General features: G+C 70.8%; 18 protein-coding genes. 8 read left to right on the forward strand and 10 right to left on the reverse strand.

Annotated features, from left to right (window positions below; all coding sequences use genetic code 11):
* Positions 1-175 precede the first annotated feature (175 nt).
* The 10 genes from rox to rhaI form a co-directional block, all read right to left on the reverse strand.
* Complete coding sequence (gene rox / locus ACSHXN_RS37365) at positions 176-1,606, reverse strand: rifampin monooxygenase (protein ID WP_356114138.1); 1,431 nt, start codon at positions 1,604-1,606, stop codon at positions 176-178.
* A gap of 900 nt (positions 1,607-2,506) precedes the next feature.
* Complete coding sequence (locus tag ACSHXN_RS37370; RefSeq protein ID WP_438305393.1) at positions 2,507-3,661, reverse strand: ABC transporter ATP-binding protein; 1,155 nt, start codon at positions 3,659-3,661, stop codon at positions 2,507-2,509.
* Positions 3,662-3,683: 22 nt separating this feature from the next.
* On the reverse strand, positions 3,684-4,325 hold the full coding sequence (locus ACSHXN_RS37375; protein WP_355137407.1) for a LutC/YkgG family protein: 642 nt from the start codon (positions 4,323-4,325) through the stop codon (positions 3,684-3,686).
* Positions 4,322-5,806 (reverse strand): LutB/LldF family L-lactate oxidation iron-sulfur protein, encoded by a 1,485-nt coding sequence (locus ACSHXN_RS37380; protein WP_438305397.1) that lies wholly within the window; start codon positions 5,804-5,806, stop codon positions 4,322-4,324. Before ACSHXN_RS37380 ends, ACSHXN_RS37375 begins: the two co-directional genes overlap by 4 nt.
* Before the next feature lie 31 nt (positions 5,807-5,837).
* On the reverse strand, positions 5,838-6,593 hold the full coding sequence (locus ACSHXN_RS37385) for a (Fe-S)-binding protein (RefSeq protein WP_355797364.1): 756 nt from the start codon (positions 6,591-6,593) through the stop codon (positions 5,838-5,840).
* Positions 6,594-6,665: 72 nt separating this feature from the next.
* The gene (locus ACSHXN_RS37390; protein ID WP_383358226.1) at positions 6,666-8,114 is read right to left on the reverse strand and encodes a rhamnulokinase; all 1,449 of its coding nucleotides are present in this window, start codon (positions 8,112-8,114) and stop codon (positions 6,666-6,668) included.
* Positions 8,111-10,150: a bifunctional aldolase/short-chain dehydrogenase gene (locus ACSHXN_RS37395; protein WP_356294431.1), complete on the reverse strand. Its 2,040-nt coding sequence runs from the start codon at positions 10,148-10,150 to the stop codon at positions 8,111-8,113. The genes ACSHXN_RS37390 and ACSHXN_RS37395 overlap by 4 nt, the downstream gene beginning before the upstream one ends.
* 298 nt (positions 10,151-10,448) lie before the next feature.
* On the reverse strand, positions 10,449-11,444 hold the full coding sequence (locus ACSHXN_RS37400) for an MASE1 domain-containing protein (RefSeq protein WP_356114145.1): 996 nt from the start codon (positions 11,442-11,444) through the stop codon (positions 10,449-10,451).
* Positions 11,445-11,556: 112 nt separating this feature from the next.
* Positions 11,557-12,891 (reverse strand): PP2C family protein-serine/threonine phosphatase, encoded by a 1,335-nt coding sequence (locus ACSHXN_RS37405; protein ID WP_355137419.1) that lies wholly within the window; start codon positions 12,889-12,891, stop codon positions 11,557-11,559.
* Between the two features lie 644 nt (positions 12,892-13,535).
* The gene (rhaI, locus tag ACSHXN_RS37410) at positions 13,536-14,696 is read right to left on the reverse strand and encodes an L-rhamnose isomerase (RefSeq protein WP_355137421.1); all 1,161 of its coding nucleotides are present in this window, start codon (positions 14,694-14,696) and stop codon (positions 13,536-13,538) included.
* 260 nt (positions 14,697-14,956) lie between these two features.
* Here rhaI and ACSHXN_RS37415 point away from each other — a divergent pair, with 260 nt between their 5' ends.
* The 8 genes from ACSHXN_RS37415 (at position 14,957) to sigJ (ending at position 24,459) form a co-directional block, all read left to right on the forward strand.
* Complete coding sequence (locus tag ACSHXN_RS37415; RefSeq protein WP_356114147.1) at positions 14,957-16,474, forward strand: sugar ABC transporter ATP-binding protein; 1,518 nt, start codon at positions 14,957-14,959, stop codon at positions 16,472-16,474.
* A gap of 55 nt (positions 16,475-16,529) precedes the next feature.
* Positions 16,530-17,570, forward strand: a complete 1,041-nt coding sequence (locus ACSHXN_RS37420) for an ABC transporter permease (protein WP_356114148.1) — start codon at positions 16,530-16,532, stop codon at positions 17,568-17,570.
* Positions 17,563-18,570: an ABC transporter permease gene (locus ACSHXN_RS37425; protein WP_438305405.1), complete on the forward strand. Its 1,008-nt coding sequence runs from the start codon at positions 17,563-17,565 to the stop codon at positions 18,568-18,570. Before ACSHXN_RS37420 ends, ACSHXN_RS37425 begins: the two co-directional genes overlap by 8 nt.
* 13 nt (positions 18,571-18,583) lie before the next feature.
* Positions 18,584-19,669 carry a rhamnose ABC transporter substrate-binding protein gene (rhaS, locus tag ACSHXN_RS37430; protein WP_356114149.1) on the forward strand — a complete coding sequence of 362 codons (1,086 nt, stop codon included), beginning with the start codon at positions 18,584-18,586 and terminating at the stop codon, positions 19,667-19,669.
* A 17-nt stretch (positions 19,670-19,686) separates the two neighbouring features.
* Entirely contained in the window at positions 19,687-20,007 is a 321-nt protein-coding gene (locus ACSHXN_RS37435; protein WP_438305409.1) for an L-rhamnose mutarotase, read from the forward strand.
* Positions 20,008-20,272: 265 nt separating this feature from the next.
* On the forward strand, positions 20,273-21,298 hold the full coding sequence (locus tag ACSHXN_RS37440; RefSeq protein ID WP_355137433.1) for a LacI family DNA-binding transcriptional regulator: 1,026 nt from the start codon (positions 20,273-20,275) through the stop codon (positions 21,296-21,298).
* Between the two features lie 177 nt (positions 21,299-21,475).
* The gene (locus tag ACSHXN_RS37445; protein WP_355137435.1) at positions 21,476-22,777 is read left to right on the forward strand and encodes an alpha/beta fold hydrolase; all 1,302 of its coding nucleotides are present in this window, start codon (positions 21,476-21,478) and stop codon (positions 22,775-22,777) included.
* 794 nt (positions 22,778-23,571) lie between these two features.
* Positions 23,572-24,459, forward strand: coding sequence for an RNA polymerase sigma factor SigJ (sigJ, locus tag ACSHXN_RS37450; RefSeq protein WP_355137555.1), 888 nt, complete (start codon positions 23,572-23,574; stop codon positions 24,457-24,459).
* The last annotated feature ends 23 nt before the right edge of the window (positions 24,460-24,482 follow it).

The following is a 24,482-nucleotide window of genomic DNA, read 5'->3' on the forward strand; positions in this document are numbered from 1 at the left end:
TCATGCGTCACATGGCGTGCCGCGGTGTCATGTTCCGGCCTCCGGCGGCCTCCGAAAGCCGACGGGACTTCCGGCACCGGACTCGGTGCGTCCAGGACGCGGCTGAGCGTGTCGTGGACGCGGAGTCCCACCGACAGTGCGGCGACACTCCGCGTCCCCGGCCGTTCCGATCGGCTCACGCGGTGGCGGGTGCACCGAACCACTTCGGCAGTCGGCCGTACAGCTCCTCGGGATCGTCGCCTGCCCAGACCACATGACCGTCCGGTCGCAGGAGCACGGCGGGTACGTCCAGTTCCTCGGCGGCGTCGACGACATGGTCGACCCGGTCCTCCCAGCCCGCCACCGAGAGCCGGCCGGTCTGGTCGAGCAGCAGCCCGCGGCCGGCGCGCATCCGCTCGTAGAGGCGCCCCTGCTTCAGCCCCATGTCCCGCAGTCGCCGGCCGAGCAGCTCATGGCCCTCGCCGACGTCGTAGCGGATCCCGATCGCGATGATCTTCTCCGTCAGGTACCGGTTCACCTCCTCGAAGGCCATCAGCTCGGTCACCAGTCTGCGCACCGCCCGTGCACCCGGCTCGAGGGACATCAGCTCCATCTGCGCGCGGGTGTTGTCCAGTACGTCGGCGGCCACGGGGCGCCGTTCGGTCTCGTAGGTGTCCAGCAGTCCCCGCGGCGCCCAGCCGTCGACCTCGGCGGCCAGCTTCCAACCGAGGTTGAACGCGTCCTGGATGCCGAGGTTGAGTCCCTGTCCACCGGTCGGCGGGTGGACGTGCGCGGCATCGCCGGCGAGCAGCACCCGGCCCACCCGGTAGCGCTCGGCCAGCCGGGTGCCGTCACCGAAGCGGGACAGCCAGCGCGGTGAGTGCACGCCGAAGTCGGTGCCGGCGACCAACCGGAGCTGCTGTCTGACCTCCTCGAGGGTAGGGGGCACCGAGCGGTCCTCGGCCACGCCCTCGGCGGGCACGACGAACCGGAACACCCCGTCCTCGAGGGGCATGAACCCGAACCGGAACTGCGTCTTGCGGACTTCGGCCATCACGGCGGCCAGTTCCTCGGGCGGTGCGGTCAGTTCGACCTCGCCCAGCAGCGTCTCGACCCGGCTGGGTTCGCCGGGGAAGCCGACGCCGAGCAGTTTCCGTACCGTGCTGCGGCCGCCGTCGCAGCCGACGAGGTAGCGCGAGTGCAGCCGGGTGCCGTCGGCCAGTTCGACGGTCACCCCGTCCTCGTCCTGGCTCAGCCCCACCAGTGCGCGGCCGCGGCGGATCTCGGCGCCGAGTTCCGTGGCGTGCTCGGCCAGCAGGCGGTCGGTGACGGTCTGCGGGATGCCGAGGACGTATCCGTGCGCGGTGTCCAACCGCTCCGGTGACGGCTTGCTGATACCGGCGAAGAAGCCGCCGACCGGATGCTGCTTGCCGAGCGCGAGGAACCGGTCGAGGATTCCGCGCTGATCCATCACCTCGATACTGCGCGCGTGCAGTCCGAGCGAGCGGACGACCCTCGTCGGCTCGGGATCCTTCTCCAGCACGACCGCGTGCACGCCGTGCAACCGCAACTCGCCGGCCAGCATCAGGCCCGTCGGTCCGCCGCCGGCGATGATCACGTCGATCACAGGAATCCCCCGTTCGATCCGGTGCATTCCCGCCGGGCCGCTGTCCGGAGCCCGGCGGTGCGCACGGCCGCAGCCGTGCGCGGCTGGAGATTCTGCAGTACGACCAGGGCCTTGCCGCAAGGCCCCCGGTGCGCTATATGTTGAGAAGGGTAAGGGGCAGCTGTCCTCTTGCCCTTTGTCGTCTCCGGACCGGAGACACTCCTCGCGGTTCGCTCGCCGCCCTGAGGGCCGATGCCGTTCAGCCGCGCAGCCTCGACGACGCGGTGCACCTGCATCAGCCGCGCGATCCAGGGGCGATCCACCTTCCGGGCATGCGGGGACGGCGGATGAAACAGGTCCCTGAGCCGTCGTAGCGCCTCGCCGTCGCCGGATGCCGATGCGGGGCCGGTCTCGATCGCATCGGCGAACGTGAGCCCTTGACCGGTCGGACTCAGGAACGCCTCCTGGCTTGTCGTGATGGTCGCGTCCGGGTGCTGGGCCGGTCCCGTGCAGCGCCTCGATGGTCCCGTCGTCGATCCGGGCGTGGAAGGGCGGCGGCCGCTTCCAGCTCGGAGTCGAGCTGGAAGATCCCACCGTCTTCGGTCCCCGGCGAGCAGGCGGTCGATCTGGTCGGGGGAAGCCCATCGGGTCTGCCCCTACTCCCATGCCACGCGCGGCACCATCGATGTGGCGCCGGTGGTGAACGGCACCCGGTTGTGACGCCGGTCCGCGGACCGGCACCCGGCTCGGGTGTGCCTTGAGTTCGGCCCGTGCCGACGGGCGGGTCCAGTCGGCGCGGGGGCAGTCATCCCCACCACGCGACGACCCCGGCACCAGGGCAGACGCGAGGTGTTCCGCACCCTCGGCCCTCGCGGACGTACTGCTCGAGCCGTCCCGGCACGGCGCCGACCATCAGGACATCTAGGCGTCCGCCACCGACTCGAACGGAACCTCCCCGCGCGGGACGCCCCGGGCATCCGCGTCCACCGAGCGGCGCAGCGCCTCATGGAGCTTGGCCGGGGTCAGCACACCGAGGAAGCGGGCTCCGTCCAGCACCGCCACCCACCCCGCGTCGTGCTGCAGCATCTCCCCGAAGGCCTGCTTGAGCGGGGCGCCGACCGGGACCCAGGCGTTCATCCGACGGGCGTGGTCGCGGACCAGGCCGCCCGTACCGAGTTCGCCGGCCCCGGCCCATCCGTGCAGATCGCCCGCGGAGTCGAGCACCACGGCCCACCGGGCGCCCTCGGCGCGCAGGCGGTGCGCGGCCCGTCCGGCGGGCTCGTCGAGCCGTGCGACCGGTGGCTGCGCCAGGTCGCTCGGTTCGATCCGGGTCACGGAGAGCCGCTTCAGGCTCCGGTCCGCGCCCACGAAGTCGGCGACATACGACGTCGCGGGCGTGCCCAGTACCGCCCCCGGCGTGTCGAACTGCTCGATGTTCCCCTGCCCGTACACCGCGATGCGGTCGCCGAGCCGGATCGCCTCCTCGATGTCGTGCGTGACCAGCAGGACCGTCTTGCGGACGGCCGCCTGCATCCGCAGGAACTCGTCCTGCAACTGCTCCCGGACCACCGGGTCCACCGCGCCGAACGGCTCGTCCATCAGCAGCACCGGAGGGTCCGCGGCCAGCGCCCTCGCCACGCCGACGCGCTGCCGCTGGCCGCCCGACAACTGGTCGGGGTAGCGCGGCCCGTACGTCGACGGATCCAGACCCACCAGGTCGAGCAGTTCGGCGGCCCGCGCCCGGGCCCGGGCCTTCTTCCAGCCGATCAGGGAGGGCACGGTCGCCGTGTTGTCGAGAACCGTCCGGTGCGGAAAGAGGCCCACCTGCTGGATCACATAACCGATCCGCCGCCGCAGACGCACCGGGTCGACGGCCGCGATGTCCTCGCCGTCCACGAAGATCCGCCCCGAGGTCGGCTCGATCAGCCTGTTGACCATCATCATCGTGGTCGTCTTGCCGCAACCGGACGGTCCGACGAGGGTGACGAGCTCGCCCTCGTCGACGGCGAAGGACAGGTCCTGCACGGCCGTGGTGCCGTCCGGATACCGCTTGGTGACCTCGTCGAACCGGATCATTCCCTCACGCTAACGGCGCCGGTCACTCCTCGCTCACCAGCACCACCTCCAGGGTGCGCGGACCGTGCACCCCCTCGACCCGGTCGAGCTCGATGTCGCTGGTGGCGGACGGCCCGGAGATCCAGGTGAGCGGGCGGGCCGGATCGAGACGCTCCAGGGCCTCGGGCACGGACGACACGACCTGCCCGGGGACACGCACGACGCAGATGTGGTGGTCGGGGACGAGCGTGATGCGGCGACGGCCCTGGTCCGGCGAGCCGTCCAGCACGATGGTGCCGGTCTCGGCGATGGCGACCGCGCAACCGGTGACCACGCTGTCCACGCGGTCCAGGTCGTGCGGGGTGCTCTCGGCCCGGTCGGGGACCTGCTCCACGCCCGAGAGCCAGCCGGACGGCAGACCCGGCGGCACGGCGACCCGGTGCGCGTCCCGGGCGGTCAGCAGCCGGGCGAGGACCGCCGGGAGGTGCTCCGCGTCGCTGCGGTGCACGATCGCGCGATAGTCCGTCAGGTTCTCCGCGAGGAGGTCCACGGTCTCCTCGACGGTGCGGTCGCCGTGCCGCCGCAGATACGCACGGGACATCGCCTGTTCGTACGGCGTGTCGTCCTTGTCCGTGTCCGCCAGTGCGCGCCGCACCCGGCCCAGGACGAGATCCCTGCTGCTCACTTTGCCTCCTGCCCTCCGTGCGTACGCTGCCACCAGTCGCGGAACGGTTCGGCCGGGACCGCGGGCAGATCCCGGCTCGCGCTCCACGCCCTGCCCGGCCCCGGAAGGGTCCGCGGCAGGAAGCGGCGCGAGCGTGACGCGAGACGCTGGCCCGAGCGCAGCGCGCCCGGGTGACCGAAGGCCCAGCGTGCGGCCCGCATCGCCGCCCTCTCGGCGGCATGGCCCTTCGCCGGCTTCAGCACGACCTTGTTGCCCGCTCGTGTCACGGTCCCGCCCTCCACGACCCGCTCCCGGAGATGCACCAGCACCTCGGGGATGTCGATGGCGACCGGGCACACCTCGTAGCAGGCCCCGCACAGCGAGGACGCGTACGGCAGCGAGGCGTCGATCTCGCTCTCGGTCCCCCTCAGCTGGGGGCTGAGGATGGCGCCGATGGGGCCCGGGTAGACCGACCCGTAGGCATGGCCGCCCGCCCGCTCGTACACCGGGCAGACATTGAGACACGCCGAGCAGCGGATGCAGCGCAGCGCCTGGCGTCCGACCTGGTCGGCCAGCGTGTCGGTGCGGCCGTTGTCCAGCAGGACGAGATGGAAGGCCCGGGGGCCGTCCGCCGTCCCGGCGTCCGTGGTACCCGTCCACATGCTGGTGTACGGGTTCATCCGCTCCGCGGTCGAGGAGCGGGGGAGTGTCTGCAGGAACACCTCGAGGTCCCGCCAGGTCGGCACGATCTTCTCGATGCCGACGACGGAGATCAGCGTCTCGGGCAGGGTGAGGCACATCCGCCCGTTTCCCTCCGACTCGACCACCACCAGCGTGCCGGTCTCGGCGACCATGAAGTTGGCACCGGAGATGCCCGCCTTGGCGCGCAGGAACTTCTCCCGCAGGTGCAGCCGGGCCGCCTCGGCCAGTTCGGCGGGAGTGTCGGTCAGCCCGTCGGGCGCCGGGCGGCCCCATTCGCCCATCTCGGAGCGGAAGATGTCACGGATCTCGCCGCGGTTGCGGTGGATCGCGGGGACCAGGATGTGGGAGGGCCGGTCCTTGCCCAACTGCACGATGAGCTCGGCGAGATCGGTCTCGTACGCCCGGATGCCCGCCGCCTCCAGCGCTTCGTTCAGGCCGATCTCCTGCGTGGCCATGGACTTGACCTTGACGACCTCGGACTCGCCGGTCGCCTTGACCAGTCCGGTGACGATCCTGTTGGCCTCGTCCGCGTCCGCCGCCCAGTGGACGGTGCCGCCCGCGGCGGTGACCGCCTCCTCCAACTGCACGAGGTAGCGGTCAAGATGACGGAGCGTGTGGTCTTTGATCTGCCGGCCCGCCTCCCGCAGCTCTGCCCAGTCGGACACCTCCGCGACCGCCTTGGCGCGCTTGGCCCGGATGGTGTGGGTGGCGTGCCGCAGATTCCCGCGCAGGGTCTTGTTGCCGACCGCCGCATGTGCGGCCTTGGGGAACGACGGCATCCCGACGAACGTCCCGCTCATGTGATGGGCCCCTTCACCCGGACGACGGTCCTCATACCAGCGGGTCCTCCTTCGTGCTCGCCAGGATCTCCGCGATGTGCACCGGGCGCATCCCCACACGCAGCCGGGCCATCGTCCCGCCGATGTGCATCAGGCAGGAGTTGTCGGCCGCGCACAGCGTCTCGGCGCCCGTGGACTCGGCGTTGCGCACCTTGTCGACGCCCATGGCCGCCGAGACGTCGGAGTTCTTGAGGGCGAAGGTGCCACCGAAACCGCAGCACTCCTCGGCACCCGGCAGCTCGACCAGGTCCAGTCCCTCGACCGCCCGCAGCAGCCGTACGGGACGGTCGCCGAGGCCGAGGCTCCGCAGCCCGTGACAGGTCGGGTGGTAGGTCACCCGGTGCGGGTAGTAGGCGCCCACATCCGTCACGCCCACCACGTCCACGAGGAACTCCGTGAGCTCGTAGGTCTTCGGGACCACGGGTGCCAGAGCGGTCGCCACCGACTCTCCGCGCCCCTCCGCCCGCGCTCGCTCACCCAACCGCGGGTACAGCTCCCGCACCATCGCCCCGCAGGACCCCGAGGGTGTCACGATGGCATCGTACTCACGGAAGACATCGGAGAACTTCAGCGCGAGCGGCTCCGCTTCATGGCGATAGCCCGTGTTGTAGTGCGCCTGCCCGCAACAGGTCTGCGCCATCGGGAAGTCGACCTCAACGCCCAGTCTGGACAGGAGTTTCACCACGGCGCGCCCGGTGTTCGGATAGAGCGTGTCGTTGACGCAGGTCAGGAACAGGGCGACACGCATCGCGGCTCCTTGTGGTCGATCATCGGATGAGTGCAGCGTAATCGGCATACGTGGTCTGGGCGAGACCCCGGTTCACGGCGTGGCGATCCGGGCCTGCGCATCGCGCCAGGGCGCCGTGTCACCCTGTGGCTCGTACCGCGTCAACCGCTGTGTGCGGGACACCAGTCGGCGCATCCCGGCACGGTCGCCGACCAGACCATGGGTCCGTGCCTGGACCAGCACATTGCCGAGAGCCGCCGCCTCCGTCGGGCCTGCCACCACCGGCAGACCGCAGGCGTCGGCGGTCAGCTGGCACAACAGGGCGTTGCGGGCACCCCCTCCGACCATGTGCACGACGTCGACCGGGTGGTCGGCGAGCCGCTGGGCGTCGGCGACGGCCCGACGGTGGGCGAGTGCGAGGGAGTCGAGGATGCAGCGGGTGATCCCGGCCGGAGAGTCCGGCACCGGCTGACCGGAGGCGCGGCACGCCTCGGCGACCCGTGCCGCCATCCGCCCGGGGGCGAGGAACGCCGCGTCCCCCGCGTCCACGACGGACCGCAGGGCGGGCTCGCCGGCGGCAGCGGACAGCAGTGCGGGCAGGTCCGGTTCGCCCCACTCCCGCAGGCACTCCTGGAGCAGCCACAGTCCCATGATGTTGCGCAGATAGCGGACGGTGCCGTCCAGCCCCAGCTCATTGGTGAAGTTGGCGGCGCGGCCGGCCTCGGTCAGCACCGGAGCCGCGAGCTCAAGTCCGGCCAGGGACCAGGTGCCGGTGCAGATGTAGGCGAACCGCTCACCGGCGGCCGGTACGGCGGTCACCGCGGACGCCGTGTCGTGCGATCCGACCGTCGTCACCGGGACGGGCCCGGCAAGACCGGTCTCCTCCAGTACCTCGGGCCGCAGCACCCCCGCCGGATCGCCCGGCCGCCGCAACGGGGCGAACAGGCTCAGATCGATACCGAGACGGCTCGCCACGTCGTACGACCAGTCCCGCGTCCGGGGGTCGATGAGCTGAGTGGTGGACGCATTGGTCAGCTCGGTGCCCTGTTCGCCGGTGAGCCAGTGGATCAGCAGGTCGGGTATGAGCAGCAGCCGTCTCGCCCGCTCCAGTTGCTGCGTTTCACGCGCCGCCGTCAGCTGGTAGAGCGTGTTGAACGGTGCGTACTGCAACCCCGTCGCGGCGTACAGCTCCCCGGGCGGGACCGTCGCCCACACCTTCTCCGCGGCCCCCTCGGTGCGGGTGTCGCGGTAGTGGACCGGATTGCCGAGCAGAGCGCCGTCCGCGTCCAGGAGGCCGTAGTCGACCGCCCAGCTGTCGATGCCGACCGAGTCGACCCGGCCGGCCGAGCGCAACCCGTCGAGAACACCCGCGTACAGCGCGAGGATGTCCCAGCGCAACCCCTCGGGGATCCGCACGGGCCGGTTCGGGAACCGGTGCGCCTCGCTGAGTTCCAGGGTGCCCGGGCCCACGCGGCCGACCATGACACGCCCGCTGGAGGCACCCAGGTCGACCGCAGCATACGACTTCACGGCGGTGCTCATCGAAGGAACGCGGCCGCCACGCCGGCGTCCACCGGGACATGCAGTCCCGTGGTGTGGGTGAGGTCCCCGCCGGTCAGCGCGAAGACCGCGGCCGCCACGTGTTCCGGCAGCACCTCGCGCTTGAGGATGGTGCGCTGGGCGTAGAACTCGCCGAGCTTCTCCTCCTCCACCCCGTACACGGCAGCCCGTTGGGCGCCCCAGCCGCCAGCGAAGATGCCCGAGCCGCGCACCACACCGTCGGGGTTGACACCGTTGACGCGGATGCCGTGCTCGCCCAACTCCGCTGCCAGGAGCCGTACCTGATGGGCCTGGTCGGCCTTGGTCGCCGAGTAGGCGATGTTGTTGGGGCCGGCGAAGACGGCGTTCTTGGAGGCGATGTAGACGATGTCCCCGCCCAGTTCCTGGGCGATCATCACCCGGGCCGCCTCGCGCGAGACGAGGAAGGAGCCCCGGGCCATGATGTCGTGCTGGAGGTCCCAGTCCTTCGCCGATGTCTCCAGGAGTGGCTTGGAGATGGAGATCCCGGCGTTGTTGACGACCAGGTCGACCCCGCCGTAGGCCAGCACCGCCGCCTTGAAGGCCTCGCCGATCTGCTCCTCGGACGTGACGTCCACGGTGACCGCGACGGCCCTGTCGGGCCCACCCAGCTCTTCGGCTACCGCGGCGGCGTTCTCCGCGTTGAGATCGGCTACGACGACGCATGCGCCTTCGGAAACCAGTCGGTGCGCGATCGCCTTCCCGATGCCGCTGCCGGCGCCCGTCACCAGTGCCACCCGGGTGGCGAGCGGCTTGGGCTTCGGCATCCGCCGGAGCTTGGCCTCCTCGAGCGCCCAGTACTCGATGCGGAACTTCTCCGACTCCTCGATCGGCGCGTACGTCGACACCGACTCCGCGCCGCGCATCACGTTGATCGCGTTGACGTAGAACTCGCCCGCCACCCGGGCGGTCTGCTTGTCCTTGCCGAACGAGAACATGCCGACGCCCGGCACGAGCACGATCGCCGGGTCGGCACCGCGCATCGCGGGCGAGTCGGGCAGGGCGTGCCGCGCGTAGTAGGCCGCGTACTCCTCGCGGTAGGCGGTGTGCAGTTCCCTCAGCCGGTCCGTCACCTGCTCCAGCGGCGCGGTCGGCGGCAGGTCGAGGACCAGCGGCCGGACCTTGGTCCGCAGGAAGTGGTCCGGGCAGGAAGTGCCGAGCGCGGCCAGACGCGGGTGCCCGGAACGGGCGAGGAAGTCGAGGACGACGTCCGTGTCGGTGAAGTGCCCGACCTGGGCCCTGTCCTGGGAGGCGACGGCACGGATGTGCGGGGCCAGAGCCGCCGCCCGCTCCCGCCGCTCCGCCTCCGGCAGTGCCTCGTACCCCTCGATCACCGGTCCGAACGGCTCGGGCCTGCCGCGCTCGGCGAGGAAGGCCTCGGCGGTACGGATGATGTGCAGCGAGTTGCGCTCGCACTCCTCGGAGGTGTTCCCCCAGGCCGTGATGCCGTGCCCGCCGAGGACGCACCCGACGGCCTGCGGGTTGGCCTTCTTCACCGCGGCGATGTCCAGGCCGAGTTGGAAGCCGGGGCGCCGCCACGGCACCCACACCACCGTGTCGCCGAAGCACTCGGCGGTCAGCTTCTCCCCGTCGGCGGCGCAGGCGAGCGCGATGCCGGAGTCGGGGTGCAGATGGTCGACGTGGGCCGCGTCGACCAGCCCGTGCATGGCCGTGTCGATGGAGGGGGCCGCGCCGCCCTTTCCGTGCAGGCAGTAGTCGAACGCGGCGACCATCTCGTCCTCGCGCTCGACACCCGGATAGACCTCCGTCAGCGCCCGCATCCGGTCAAGCCGCAGCACGGCCAGCCCGGCCTCGGTGAGGGTGCCGAGGTCGCCACCGGACCCCTTGACCCACATCAGCTCCACGTCACCACCGGTCACGGGGTCGCGGCCGGTGCCCTTCGCAGAGGCGTTGCCACCGGCGTAGTTGGTGTTGCGCGGATCGGCGCCGAGCCGATGGGAACGGGCCAGGAGGGCGGCGGCTTCGGGGTGAGGTGCCATGGCTTCTCGGTCCTCCGGTGGATGGCTTGAATCGTTTCAGGAACCTAATAGCCGTCCAGGCCCGACGTCAAGACATCGGTCATGGGCGGACGGCCTCCGATTTATCGAGAGCGGAGCCCCGACATGTCCCGCTGGTGACGCAACGGGCATCGCCCCGCACTGTGCGTGAAACGATTCATGCACATGGCTGCTGGATGGGCGGCTGCGGCGTCAGGTCGCGGATCCGGGGGTGAACCGTGAGCGGCTCGCCGGACTCGAACGGTGTCGTCCCGGGTTCGTCAGAGGTCCCCCGGGTTCGTCAGAGGTCCCCGCCTTCACCGCCCCCGCCCTCCGGACGGCCTCGGCGTCCCTCGTCCGGTGCGATCCTCTCGACCATGTCGGAAAGCTGGCTGCAGGCCTGCTGGATGTCGTGTTGGGTCTGATTGCGCTCGCTGACCGCCGCCCCGAGCAGCAGCGCGGTGAATGCGATGGAGCCGTTGAACGCCTGAAGCATGATCATGTTCGTGAGCAGATTGTGTACGGCGAACGGGCCCGTTCGCTCCGCGGCCGCGACGATCGCGAAGGTCGACAGGGCCAGCGCGCAGGGTGCCGCCCCGGCCCGCTGGAACCGGAAGGCCGCCCAGATCAGCACCGGGAAGCCGAGGAACAGGAGCGGAACGGGGCTGGTCTGGAGGAAGCCCACACAGACGGTCGCCGCCACGAGCAGGGCCCCCTCCGCCCAACGGGCCCTCGGAACGGACCGCGGCCGGCGGACCGAGCGGAGGACGAGCAGCACGGGGGCGACCAGCAGGACACCCATGGCGTCGCCCGTCCACCAGACCGACCACGTCGGCCAGAACCCCTGGGCGGACAGCACACCGGCGAGGAGCAGGGTGGCACTGCCCACCGTCGCACTGACGAGCATCCCGGTGAGCGCACCGAGGAAGACCAGGACGAGAGCGTCCCGCAGCCGATCCATTTCCGTGCGGAAACCGGCGCGGAGCAGGAGCGCGTACGAGCAGAGAGGGGCGAGTGTGTTCCCGGCGACGATCGCGAGCACGGCGGGCAGCGACGGCCCGAGTGACATGTTGATGAGGAGGGCGCCCAGTGCGATGCCGGGCCAGATCCTGCGGCCGAGGAGAAGCAACCCGGCGAGCGCGATACCGGTCGACGGCCACAACGGGGTGACCTGGCCGCGCACCAGTTGCTGGAGGAGGCCCAGCCTTCCCACGGCGTAGTACAGCGCGGCGACGGCACAGATCTCCAGGGCGGTGATGCCACCGCGCCGGAGCCTTTCATGCCGCGCGCCACTCATCGGGAGGTCTCCCCATCGGCTCACCCCCGGTCTCCATCGTCCGTCCCCGGCGCCGGATGCACCACGTCGACGGCGGGCGGCCGCGTGCGGGGTTCGCACTGCGCGCCGGGATTCAGCCCCCAGGTGTTCTGATGGCGAGGATGGCCATGTCGTCGTGCCCGTCGCTGGGGTGGCTGTCGGCGAGGGCCTGGACGAAGTCCTCCAGCGGCAGACCGGCGTGGGAGGTGGCGAGCGTGGCGAGTTCGTTCAGACTTTCGTCGATGGGATGTTCAGGATGCTCGACGAGCCCGTCGGTGAAGAACACCACGGTGGTGTCCGGGGGCAGCGGATGGGTGTGTTCGGGGCGGGGCTCGCCCGTGTCCACCCCGAGGGGCAGTCCGGGCTCGGCGAACAGATACTCCGCTCGCCGGTCCGGGGTGATCAGCAGCGGGGGGATGTGGCCCGCGGTGCTCCAGTTCAGCCTCCACGCCGCACCGTCCGGTTCGATGCGGGCCAGACAGGTCGTGGTGACGGGTGGGTCGGTGACGGCCTGCAGGATGCGGTCGAGCTGCGCGAGGACCGACCCCGGTGGGTTGCGGCGGTCGAAGAGCAGGGCCCGCAGCATGTTGCGCGTGCAGGCCATGGTGGCCGCGGCCTGCATGTCGTGGCCGACCACGTCGCCGATGACGACGGCCACCACGTTGTCCGGGAGCAGGATGGCGTCGTACCAGTCACCACCGAGGCGACTGGGTTCGGCGGCGGGCCGGTAGATGGCTGCGGCGGCGAACGGCCGCAGATCGGGCAGGGTCGGCAGGAGCAGCCGCTGGAACTGCTCGGACGCGGAGCGCACCCGTTCGAACAGCCGGACGTTGTCGATCGCGATGCCGGCCGCGCTGGCCAGGGCCAGGAGGATGTTCTCGTCGTGTACGTCGAAGGGATGCCCGTCGTGCCGTTCGGAGAGATAGAGATCACCGTAGATGCGGCCGCGAATGGTGATCGCGACTCCGAGCAGGGTGTGCAGGCGCGGGTGGCCCGGGGGGAATCCGGCTGAGGCCGGGTGCGCGGAGACGTCGTCGATCCGCAGGGGCTCGGGATGGTGGATCAGATACCCGAGCACCCCTTTACCGAGCGGTAGGCCGACGGCGGCCAGATCGGCGCGCTCCTGTTCGGACAGACCCTCGGCGATCAGCTCCTCCAGGTGCTCTCCTGACTCGTTGAGCACCCCCAGCGCCCCGTACCGGGCACCGACCAGTTCCATGGCGGTGGTGACGATACGGCGCAGCACCGCATGCAGTTCCACCTCACGGCTGATGGCCACGACCGCGTCCAGCAGACCCTGCAGCCGGTCCATCGCGGCGAGCAGGGCACGCAGCTCCTCGTCGATCCGACCCAGCTCTTCGCGCAGACGCAGACGGAGGGCGGGAAGACCGAGCTCTCTCGGCTCCTTCCCCTCCTTGTCACCGGCCATCACGAGCGCCTGTCCGCCCGCCGGCAGCGACGGATCCGCTCACCCAGCCACTCACCCGAGCGGTACACCGCGGCCTCCCGACTCGACCGTGATCGACAGCACCACAGCGTGACACGACGGTACGGAGCACGGCGCCGATTACTCCGCACGCGGCATGCCACGGCGCCCGGGAGCCGGGCGGGACCGGCGCGACGCGCCCTGTCCGGTGTGCGATGTCGGGCGGGGGGCGTCTGCCGGGCGTTCCCGTTGTGTGTGTCGGGTGGGTCGGAGGGGTTGCGGGCAGTGCCGTCCGGTGTGGGGTGTCGGTCGTGGGGTTTCGGGCGTTCCCGTTGTGTGTGTCGGGTGGGTCGGAGGGGTTCTGGGCAGTGCCGTCCGGTGTGGGGTGTCGGTCGTGGGGTTTCGGGCGTTCCCGTTGTGTGTGTCGGGTGGGTCGGAGGGGTTGCGGGCAGTGCCGTCCGGTGTGGGGTGTCGGTCGTGGGGTTCCGGGCGTTCCCGTCGTGTGTCGGGTGGGTCGGAGGGGTTGCGGGCAGTCCCGTCCGGTGTGGGGTGCCGGCCGTGGGGCTTCGGGCGTTCCCGTCGTGTGTGTCGGGTCGGCCCGAGGAGCCCCAGGCACACCGCCCGGTGTCGAGCGGCGGTCGGGAGCCTCAGGCGCCCCAGCCGGCCTGCTGTCCGCCCACCCGCTCCGCCGCGATCTTCTCGGCCCAGCCGGAGCGCCGGTACGCCGCGATCGGGTCGGGGTCGAGGCCGACCTCCTGGCGGACCTCGCCGAGGAGGGGGCGCACGTCGGTGTTGTACGCGTCCATCAGCACCGCGTTCGCCGCGAGCACGTCACCGGAGCGCTGTGCCGCGACCAGCCCCTCCCGATCCACGAGCAGCGCCTTCGCCGTCGCCTCCTGCACGTTCATCACCGAACGGATGATGGCCGGGATCTTCGCCTCGATGTTGTGGCACTGGTCGAGCATGAAGGCGACGCCCGGACCCAGGCCGCCGCCGCGGACGACCTCGTACATGATGCGGAACAACTGGAAGGGATCGGCGGCACCGACCATGAGGTCGTCGTCGGCGTAGAAGCGGGAGTTGAAGTCGAACCCGCCGAGCTTCCGCTCGCGCAGCAGGGTGGCGACGATGAACTCGATGTTGGTGCCGGGAGCGTGATGACCGGTGTCCACGACGACCTGGGCCTTGTCGCCGAGCCTGAGGCAGTGGGCGTAGGCGGTGCCCCAGTCCGGGACGTCCGTCGTGTAGAAGGCGGGCTCGAAGAGCTTGTACTCCAGCAGCATGCGCTGTCCGTCGCCGAGCCGTCCGTAGACCTCGGCGAGGCCTTCGGCCAGCCGGTCCTGACGCTCCCGGATGTCGTCCTGGCCGGGGTAGTTGGTGCCGTCGGCGAACCAGAGCTTGAGATCCCGTGAGCCGGTGGCGTCCATGATGTCGACGCACTCGAGCAGATGGTCGACGGCCTTGCGGCGCACGCCGGGATCGGGGTGGCAGATGCTGCCGAGCCGGTAGTCGTCGTCCTGGAAGGTGTTGGAGTTGATGGCGCCCAGTGTCACACCACGCTCCTGTGCGTACTGCGCCAGCGCGGCGTAGTCGTCGACCTTGTCCCACGGGATGTGCAGGGCCACCGTGGGTGCCACACCGGTGAACTCGTGCACTTTCGCGGCGTCGTCCAGCTTCTCGCGCGGATTGCGGGGCACCCCCGCTTGCGCGAAGACCTTGAAGCGCGTGCCCGAGTTCGCGTACGCCCATGACGGCGTCTCGACTGCCTGGGTCTTCAGAGCGGCTTTCACCGCGGCGAGCTCGGTCACTTCGGGGCTCCTGGGGCGTCAGTGGAAAGCATGCTGCATGAAACGATTCAGAGACCGAAGCTATGAGTCCTCTCGGGAGGTGTCAAGCCTTCCGGCAGCTACTGCCTTCGAAGAGGGCGCGGCCACCTCTGGCTATCGAAAGTTTTTCGATGCGGCCCCATTGACGTGACATGGTCGGCGCGCCTAACGTCCCGGCAACCGAGTTGAAACCTTTCACGACGCAGTGAGGATGTCCCCGCCGACGTCGTCGAGGAGCTTCCATGACCCACCCGTCCGACGCGGGTCCGTCCCCGGTGCTGGCGCTCAAAGGCATCTCCAAATCCTTCGGCGCCGTGCGCGCCCTCAGGGACGTCTCCCTCGAACTGTTCCCCGGTGAGGTGCACGCCCTCGCCGGTGAGAACGGCGCGGGCAAGTCGACCCTCATCAAGACGCTCGCCGGAGTGCATCGACCGGATGCCGGCCAGGTGCTGCTGGACGGCGAGCCGGTCGTCTTCCACGGCCCGGCCGACGCACGCGACGCAGGCATCGCCGTGATCTACCAGGAACCGACCCTCTTTCCGGACCTCTCGATCGCCGAGAACATCTTCATGGGCCGCCGGCCCAAGCGGACCCTCGGCCGCATCGACCACAAGGCGACGAACGCCGCGACCGCGGCCCTGATGCGGCGCCTCGGTGTCGAACTCGACCCCGAGCGCCCGGCTCGCGGCCTGTCCATCGCCGACCAGCAGATCGTCGAGATCGCCAAAGCGCTGTCCTTCGACGCCCGAGTGCTGATCATGGACGAGCCGACCGCGGCGCTGACCGGCAGCGAGGTGGCCCGGCTCTTCGGTGTCGTCCGCACACTGCGCGAGCAGGGCGCGGCGGTGCTGTTCATCTCCCACCGGCTCGAGGAGATCTTCCAGATCTGCCGGCGTGTCACCACCCTGCGCGACGGTGCCTGGATCGCGAGCGAACCACTGGACGGGATGACCGAGGACGATCTGGTCCGCCGGATGGTCGGACGCGACCTGGACGAGCTGTATCCCAAGCAGGACGTCGAGCCCGGGCGGATCGCCCTGAGCGTTCGCCGGCTGACCCGCGAGGGCGTGTTCACCGACGTGTCATTCGACGTGCGGCAGGGGGAGATCGTCGGTCTCGCCGGACTGGTCGGGGCCGGCCGTACCGAGGTGGCCCGGGCCGTGTTCGGCGTCGACCGATGGGACGCGGGCGAGGTCGAGGTCGACGGCCGGGCGCTGGCGAACGGCGCGCCCTCCATCGCCATGGCCGCCGGGCTCGCTCTTGTCCCCGAGGACCGCCGGGCCCAGGGCCTGGTGATGGACATGTCCATCGAGCGGAACATCGGCCTGACCGGGCTGCGCGCGACGGTCAGGGCCGGACTCGTGGACCGCGGCGCCGAACGCAGCCGGTCCCTGGACTGGGCCGTCAAGCTGCGGGTCAAGTACGCCCGGATCGCCGACGCCGTCTCCACCCTGTCGGGCGGCAACCAGCAGAAGGTCGTCCTGGCCAAATGGCTGGCAACCGGCCCGAAGGTGCTGATCGTCGACGAGCCGACGCGCGGCATCGACGTCGGTACCAAGGCCGAGGTGCACCGGCTGCTCGGCGAACTGGCCGCCGACGGGGTGGCCGTCCTGATGATCTCCTCCGACCTGCCCGAGATCCTCGGCATGGCCGACCGCGTGCTCGTCATGCACGAAGGACGGCTCACCGCCGAGATCCCGCGCTCCGAGGCCACCGAGGAAACGGTGATGGCCGCAGCCACCGGGAGGGCCGCCGCATGACAGCCATCGAGGGGGCCGCCCGCAGGGCCCCGCTCCGCACCGGGAGGCCGGACGCATGACGGTGACCGCGCCCAACCCCGCCCCGACCGCCGACGTGCCCAAGTCGAGCGGCACCCGGCTCGTGGACCGCGTCTTCAAGATGCGCGAACTCGCCATCCTCGTCGTCTTCCTGGTGATGATCGTCGTCACCCAACTGGGCAACAGCGAGTTCCTCTCCGAGCAGGGCATCAAGGACCTGCTGCTGAACGCGACCATCCTCGTGCTGGTCGCCACCGGCCAGTCCCTGGTCGTGATCACCCGGAACGTCGATCTGTCGGTCGGCTCGACCCTCGGTATCAGCGCCTTCGCGGCCGGCACCTGGCTGCACGGCGGAGGAAACCCGGTGATCGCGCTGGTCCTCGCCGTTCTTCTCGGCGTCGGATTCGGCCTGCTGAACGGACTGCTCGTCAGCCTCGGCCAGGTGCCGGCCCTGGTCGTCACCCTCGGCACGCTCTACATCGTCCGGGGCATCGACTCCATCTGGGTCGGCTCACGTCAGATCACCGCGGCCGATCTCCCCGGCGGGTTCGTCGACTTCGGCTCCGGAGGCATCTCGGCGATCCCCTGGCTCGCCCTCATCGCCCTCGTGGTACTCGTCGGAACCGCCTACTACCTCAAGCACTTCAGCAGTGGACGCGAGCTGTACGCGCTCGGCTCCAACCCCGAGGCCGCACGGCTCGCCGGCATCCCGGTACGCAAGCGGATCCTGGCGGCCTACACCTTCTGCGGCGCCCTCGCGGGACTCGCGGGCGCGCTGTACCTGGCCCGGTTCGGCAACGTCGACTCCGGCACCGGGAGCGGCTACGAACTCACCGTCGTCAGCGCCGTCGTGGTCGGCGGGGTCGTCTTCACCGGTGGCTCCGGCAGCGTCTACGGCGCGGCGCTCGGCGCACTGCTGCTGACGTCCGTCAACAGCGTGCTGCCCGCGCTCGGCGTCAGCTCCGTCTGGGTGCTCGCCATCAACGGCATCCTGCTCCTGCTCGCCATCGCGGTCGACCGTGTCGTCGCGCTGCGCGTGGGCCTGGCCCTGAAGAAGAGGAACGCCCGCCATGCCTGACTCCTTGACGCGCGCGATCCGCTGGGACACGGTCGTCGGCGCTCTCCTCCTGGTCCTCCTGCTGCTGTCGTTCTCCTTCGTGGACGGCTTCGGCAACGCCCTCAACCTCTCGTTCCTGATCGGCAACACCCTGCCGATCGCGCTGGTAGCACTGCCGATGACGCTCCTCGTGGTCGCGGGGGAGATCGATCTGTCGGTCGCCTCGACCGCGGGCCTGTCGGGCGCCGTCATGGGCAAGTTGTGGAACGAGGGCATGGCGATCGAGACGATCATCCCGCTGTGCCTGGTGCTCGGTGTGGTGTGCGGACTGGTCAACGGCCTGCTGGTGACCCGGCTCGGCCTGCCGTCCCTCGCCGTCACCATCGGCACCCTCGCCGCCTATCGGGGCATCGCACAGATCGTGCTCGGGTCCGACGCCGTGACCGACTTCCCCACGCAGTACCTGGACTTCGCCGCCGGGCGCATGGGGAACAGCTTCCTCCCCCAGGCGTTCCTGCCCTTCCTGGTCCTGTTCGCGATCGCGGTGGTCGTCCTGCACGCCACGCCGTTCGGCCGGTCCCTGTTCGCGGTCGGCGCCAGTCAGGAAGCCGCCCGGTTCGCGGGCATCCGGGTCAAGCGGGCGAAACTGATCCTGTTCACCGCCACGGGGTTCATGGCCTCGCTCACGGGTGTCTTCTGGGCGCTGCACTACGCCAGTGCCCGCTATGACAACGCCACGGGGCTCGAACTCTCCGTCGTCGCGGCCGTGTTGCTCGGCGGCATCGACTTCGACGGCGGCAAGGGGACGCTCGGGGGCGCGATCGCCGGGGTCTTCCTGCTGGGCGCGCTGCAGAACGTGATGAGCCTCCTGAACGTCTCCGCCCAGTCGCAGATCGTCGTCACCGGCGTGCTGCTCGTCGTCTCCGTGCTCGGCCCCCGGGTCGCACGCCGGCTATCCGTCGCGAGGGCGGGCCGCCAGGCCGCCTCGACACCGACCTCGTCACTCCGCTCACCCTCGTAAAGGACCTCGTCTCATGCGCCAGTCATCGATCCGTCGTGCCTGTGTGACCGTCGCTGCCGTCGCCTCCCTCGCGCTCGCCGCCACGGCCTGCGGCGGCACCACCAAGAACGACGTCAAGGACTCGGGCGGCGGCTCCGCCGCCTCGGCCGGCAAGGCCGACCCCAACGCGGCCCTGAAGAAGGGCCTCACCGTCGCCTTCCTGCCCAAGCAGGTCAACAACCCCTACTTCACCTCCGCCGACGGCGGCGGCAAGAAGGCGCTGGAGGAACTGGGGGAGAAGTACAAGGAGGTGGGCCCGAGCAGCGCCACCGACACCAGCGGGCAGGTCAGCTACGTCAACACGCTCACCCAGCAGCAGGTGAACGCGATGGCCGTCTCCGCCCAGGACCCGGGCGCGCTGTGCACCGCGCTCAAGCAGGCCATGAGCAACGGCATCAAGGTCGTCACCTACGACTCCGACACCAAGCCGGAGTGCCGCAACGCCTTCGTGTCGCAGGCCGGCGCCGAGGACCTCGGCCGCACCGAGGTGCAGCTGCTGGCCCAGCAGATCGGCTACAAGGGCGAGATCGCGATCCTTTCCGCCGCGCAGACCGCGACGAACCAGAACACCTGGATCGACTACATGAAGGACGAACTCAAGGACCCCAAGTACAAGGACGTCAAGCTCGTCAAGATCGCCTACGGCAACGACGACGCCCAGCAGTCCTTCCAGCAGACCCAGGGGCTGCTCCAGCAGTACCCGAACCTCAAGGGCATCATCTCCCCGACCACCGTCGGCATCAAGGCGGCGGCCCAGTATCTGTCCGGGTCGAAGTACAAGGGCAAGGTCAAGCTGACCGGTCTCGGTACCCCGAACGACATGCGCCAGTACGTCAAGAACGGCACGGTGGAGGGTTTCGAGCTGTGGGACCCGGCCAAGCTCGGCGAGCTGGCCGCCCGCACCGCCGTCGCGATGGCGTCCGGACAGATCACGGGCAAGGAGGGCGAGACCTTCACCGCCGGTGCCATGGGCAGCTACACCCTCGGCAAGGACGGGGTGATCACCCTCGGCAAGCCGACCGTGTTCGACGCCAAGAACATCGACCAGTTCAACTTCTGAGCCGGGAGCGGTACTTCATGCAGCGCGTCTGTTTCCTCCTCAAGGTCCGTGGGGACCGGATCGCCGAGTACCGCGAACGCCACGCCGCCGTGTGGCTCGAGATGCTGGCAGCGCTCTCGGCCACCGGCTGGCGCAACTACTCGCTCTTCCTGCGCGACGACGGTCTGCTCGTGGGCTATCTCGAAACGGAGGACTTCGCGGCCGCCGTCGCCGGTATGGAGGCCACCGACGTCAACGCCCGCTGGCAGGCGGACATGGCCCCGTACTTCGAGTCGCTCGACGGCGCCCGCCCCGACGAGGCGATGAAACCCCTCAGCGAGGTGTTCCACCTCGCCTGACGCTTCGATCGGCGGGGGGCAAGCACCGAGCCGGGACGACGCGCGTGCCGTCCGGCGCCCCCCACGGCACCGGGGAGGACGCCGGACCTCGGTTCCCGGTGGGGCCGACACGGGCGCGCGGCAGGCGGACGCCGGGCAGGGGTCCGGTGGCCGCTCCCGGTCACGGCCGCCGCGTGCCCCGTGTGACCGGCTCATTCCTACGGGGCGGTGACGGTAATGTGAAGGCTCGCCTGCCGCCCCTCGTCTTCATGGAGGTCCCCGCCTGATGGCCCAGTCGGTGGGTATCAAGGACGTCGCCCGCGCCGCCGGAGTGTCGGTGGGTACGGTCTCGAACGTCATCAACCGGCCCGAGACGGTCGCATCCGAGACCCGCGCCCGTGTGCAGTCCGCGATCGACCGGCTCGGCTATGTGCGCAGCGAGTCGGCCCGGCAGCTGCGGGCGGGACGCAGCCGCATCATGGGGCTGCTCGTCCTCGACATGGGCAACCCCTTCTTCGTGGACGTGGCCCGCGGCGCCGAGCGGGCCGCACGCGAGGCGGGGCTCGGCGTGATGGTCTGCAACAGCGCCCAGAGTCCCGCGGAGGAGGCCGACTACCTGTCGCTCTTCGCCGAGCAGCGGGTACGGGGAGTGCTGCTCACCCCCGCCGACGCGTCCGGGCGCAACATCGAGACGTTCCGCCGCCACGGCATCCCGTTCGTCCTGGTCGACCGGGTGGCCGAGGGCGCCACCGAGTGCTCGGTCTCGGTCGACGACGTGGCGGGCGGCGCGCTGGCCGTCCGGCATCTCGTCGACGCGGGGCACCGCTCCATCGCGTACGTCAGCGGTCCGCCCGGACTCAACCAGGTCAGGGACCGTCGCACCGGGGCCTTGAACGCACTGGCGGAGGCGGGACTCGGGCCCGAAGCACTGCGGGAGCTGCCGACCGAGCGGCTCGACGTCGCCGCGGGGCGGGACGCGGGTGCCCGCCTGCTCGGGCTCGCCGAGCGCCCGACCGCTGTGTTCTGCGCCAACGACCTGCTCGCGCTCGGCGTCCTGCAGGCCCTCTACGCGGCCGGTGTGAGCGTGCCCGAGGAACTGGCCATCGTCGGCTACGACGACATCGAGTTCGCCGCCGCGGCGGCGGTGCCGCTGACCTCCGTGCGGCAGCCCGCGGTGACCATGGGCGCGCTCGCCGCGGAGCTGCTGCTGGAGGAGACCGAGGAGGAGGCCGGGGGCCGGGCGCACGAGCACCGGCGGGTCGTGCTCCAGCCGGAGCTGGTGGTGCGCCGCTCCAGCCTGGGTACGCGCTGATCCCCGTGCCGCCCCGTGAGCCGCGGCTTCCCCCGGGTCGTTCCGGCCCCGTGCGGCGTCCCGAATCCGGCTGAGCGGCCGGTCAGTAGGTATTTTTCCTGATCCCGGCCGCCGGCCCCACAGGACCATGTGCTGAACTGGGACGCGGCCTTGAAATCGTTCGTCCCGGGAGCACCCTTGAGCCTCAGCTATCGCCAGCCCGGCGTCGTCCTCACCGACCGTCGCTTCACCGTGCCTCTCGATCACGGCAACCCGGGCGGGGAGACGATCGAGCTCTACGCCCGGGAGGTCGTCGCCGGCGCGAAGGCGGACGCCGACCTGCCCTGGCTGCTCTACCTCCAGGGGGGTCCGGGCTTCGGGGCGAATCGTTTCGTCGGTCAGCAGGCCTGGCTCGGGCGGGCCCTCGAGGAGTACCGCGTCCTCCTCCTCGACCAGCGCGGTACCGGCGCCTCCACGCCGGCCAACCGGCAGACTCTCCCGCTGCGCGGCGGCCCCCGCGACCAGGCCGACTACCTCACGCACTTCCGCACGGACTCCATCGTCCGCGACTGCGAGGCCATCCGTCCGCAGGTCACCGGCGGCGCCCCGTGGACGGTCCTCGGGCAGAGCTTCGGCGGCTTCTGCACCGTGAACTACCTCGCTGCCGCTCCCGAGGGCCTGCGCGCCGCCCTGATCACCGGAGGCCTGCCCTCGCTCGACGCGCACGCGGACGACGTCTACCGTGCCGCATACCCGCGCATCGAGCGCAAGGTCGCCGCCCACTACGCCCGCTATCCGCAGGACGTCGAACGGGTCCGCCGTATCGTCGAGCACCTGCTCCAGCACGAGCCCGTCCTGAACAGCGGCTACCGCCTCACCGTGGAGGCCTTCCAGTCCCTCGGCATCCTCCTCGGCGGCAGCGAGGGCAGCCACCGCCTCCACTTCCTGCTCGAGGACGCCTTCGTGCGCACCGCGCAGGGCTTCGCGCTCTCCGACGCCTTCCAGGAGGAGGTGCACGGGCTGCTCTCCTATGCCGCCCACCCCCTCTACGCGCTGGTCCACGAGGCGATCTACGGCCAGGACGACCGGCCCACCGCCTGGGCGGCGGAACGGGTGCGGGCGGAGTTCCCGCAGTTCGACGCGGCCAAGGCACTCTCGGGCGACGGACCGGTGCTGTTCACCGGAGAGTCCGTGCACCCCTGGACGTTCGACAACGACCCGGCGCTGCGCCCGCTGCGCGAGACCGCGGACCTGCTCGCGGAGCGTACCGACTGGGCGCCGCTGTACGACGCGTCCCGCCTCGCCGCCAACGAGGTGCCCGTCGCCGCGGCGGTCTACCACGACGACATGTACGTCGACACCGCCCACGCTCTGGAGACGGCCCGCACGATCCGCGGTCTGCGCACCTGGGTCACCGACGAGTTCGAGCACGACGGCGTCCGTGCGAGTGGACCCCGCGTCCTGGACCGGCTGGTGGCGCTGAGCCGGGACGAGGTCTGACGCAGCCGGGGCACATCGCTCGGTGAACGGCCGCCCCGCGTTCCACCGGCCGTTCACCGCACACCCCAGCGGCCTTCGGGGCGGCGGCGCCGGTCTGCGGGGACATGATCGAGCCGGAGCACGCCCGGCTCGAGCCCCTGCCCGGCCGTCGGCGGTGGGCCCTCGCCGTCCTCGCCCGCCCCGAGGAACTCCAGTACGGCTGGGTGGCCGCCGTCGGCGTGTGGACCGACGGCGGCCACGAGGTTCGCCTACGCCCTGCGACGCACCAAGCGGCCGGGATCGACCCGGTCGTGTCCAACGCCCGCGAACCGCTCGGCGAGCGGGAACAACGGGCGAGTGCGGCGGTGGTCGGGGTGTCCTCGGTGGAGTACCCCGACCACCGGGACGGTGCCATCGCATACGGGAACCGCGCTGTGCGGGCACGTCGCGGCGGCGGACGCCGGCAACCGAGGATCTTCCCCGAACTCACGGCTCAGGGACCGGAACCGTGCAACGGCCGCCCGCCGGACGGCTCGTCGACCCCCGCCAGCGCAGTGGCGGCGGAATCGTGCCCGGACCGCTCACCGCTGGAACACCCCACCCGCAGGGAGGCGTTGACGGAGGAGGAGCCGGAGACGTCCGCGCGGACCTCGGCGGCCTCTCGGGCGCAGGCCGTGGGCGAGCGCTGCGGTGGCGCACCGGCCCCGGTGGCCCGGGCATTTCGGCCGCCGGACGGGGGCGGCCTCGACTCGGTGCGGAGGCCGTGTTCTGATCGTGACGGCGCCCACGAGGACGGCTTGTCGAAACGGGGATCGATGGACGACGAAGAACTGCTGGCGGACCGCTTCCAGGCGCACCGCGGGCATCTCAGGGCGGTGGCCTACCGGATGCTGGGATCACTCAGCGAGGCCGACGACGCCCTCCAGGAGACCTGGCTGCGGCTGAGCCGCTCCGACGTGAGCGAGGTGAGGAACCTCGCCGGCTGGCTCACCACCGTCGTCGGCCGGATCTGCCTCGACATGCTGCGCTCCCGTACCGCGCGGCGCGAGGATCCCATGGTGGAGAGCTTCGTCCCGGACCCCGTGATCGCCCCACTGGAGCGTGTCGATCCCGAGCAGGAGGTCCTGCTCGCCGACTCGGTCGGCCTCGCCCTCCTCGTCGTGCTGGAGACACTCGAGCCGGCCGAGCGGCTGGCGTTCGTCCTGCACGACATGTTCGCCGTTCCGTTCGACGACATCGCGCCGATCGCGGGGCGTACCTCCACCGCGACCCGGCAGCTGGCCAGCCGCGCCCGGCGCCGGGTACAGAGCGCCGAGCCCGCAACGGATCCGGACCTCGGGCGTCAGCGCGAGGCGGTCGAGGCGTTCCTCGCGGCTTCGCGCGCCGGTGACTTCGACGCCCTGGTCGCCGTGCTCGACCCGGACGTCGTGCTGCGGGCCGACTCCGGGCCGCTGGTCACCGGCCTGGCCGCCTCCAAGGTGGCGCGTGGCGCGGCGACCGTGGCGAAGGGAGCGCTCATGTTCCGCCAGTACGCCCAGTACGCCCGGTTCGCGCTGGTCAACGGTTCGATCGGGCTCGTCACGGCGGTCGAGGGGCGGCCCATGTCGGTCATGGGCGTCACCGTCGTCGACGGCAGGATCACCGGCATCTACATCCTGGCGGACCCGGAACGGCTGGGGCGGCTGGACTTCGCGGCTGCCTGATCGGGTGGGTCGGACGCCGCCGC

The organism is Streptomyces sp. HUAS TT11, from assembly GCF_051553595.1.
In the GTDB taxonomy this organism is placed as follows: domain Bacteria; phylum Actinomycetota; class Actinomycetes; order Streptomycetales; family Streptomycetaceae; genus Streptomyces.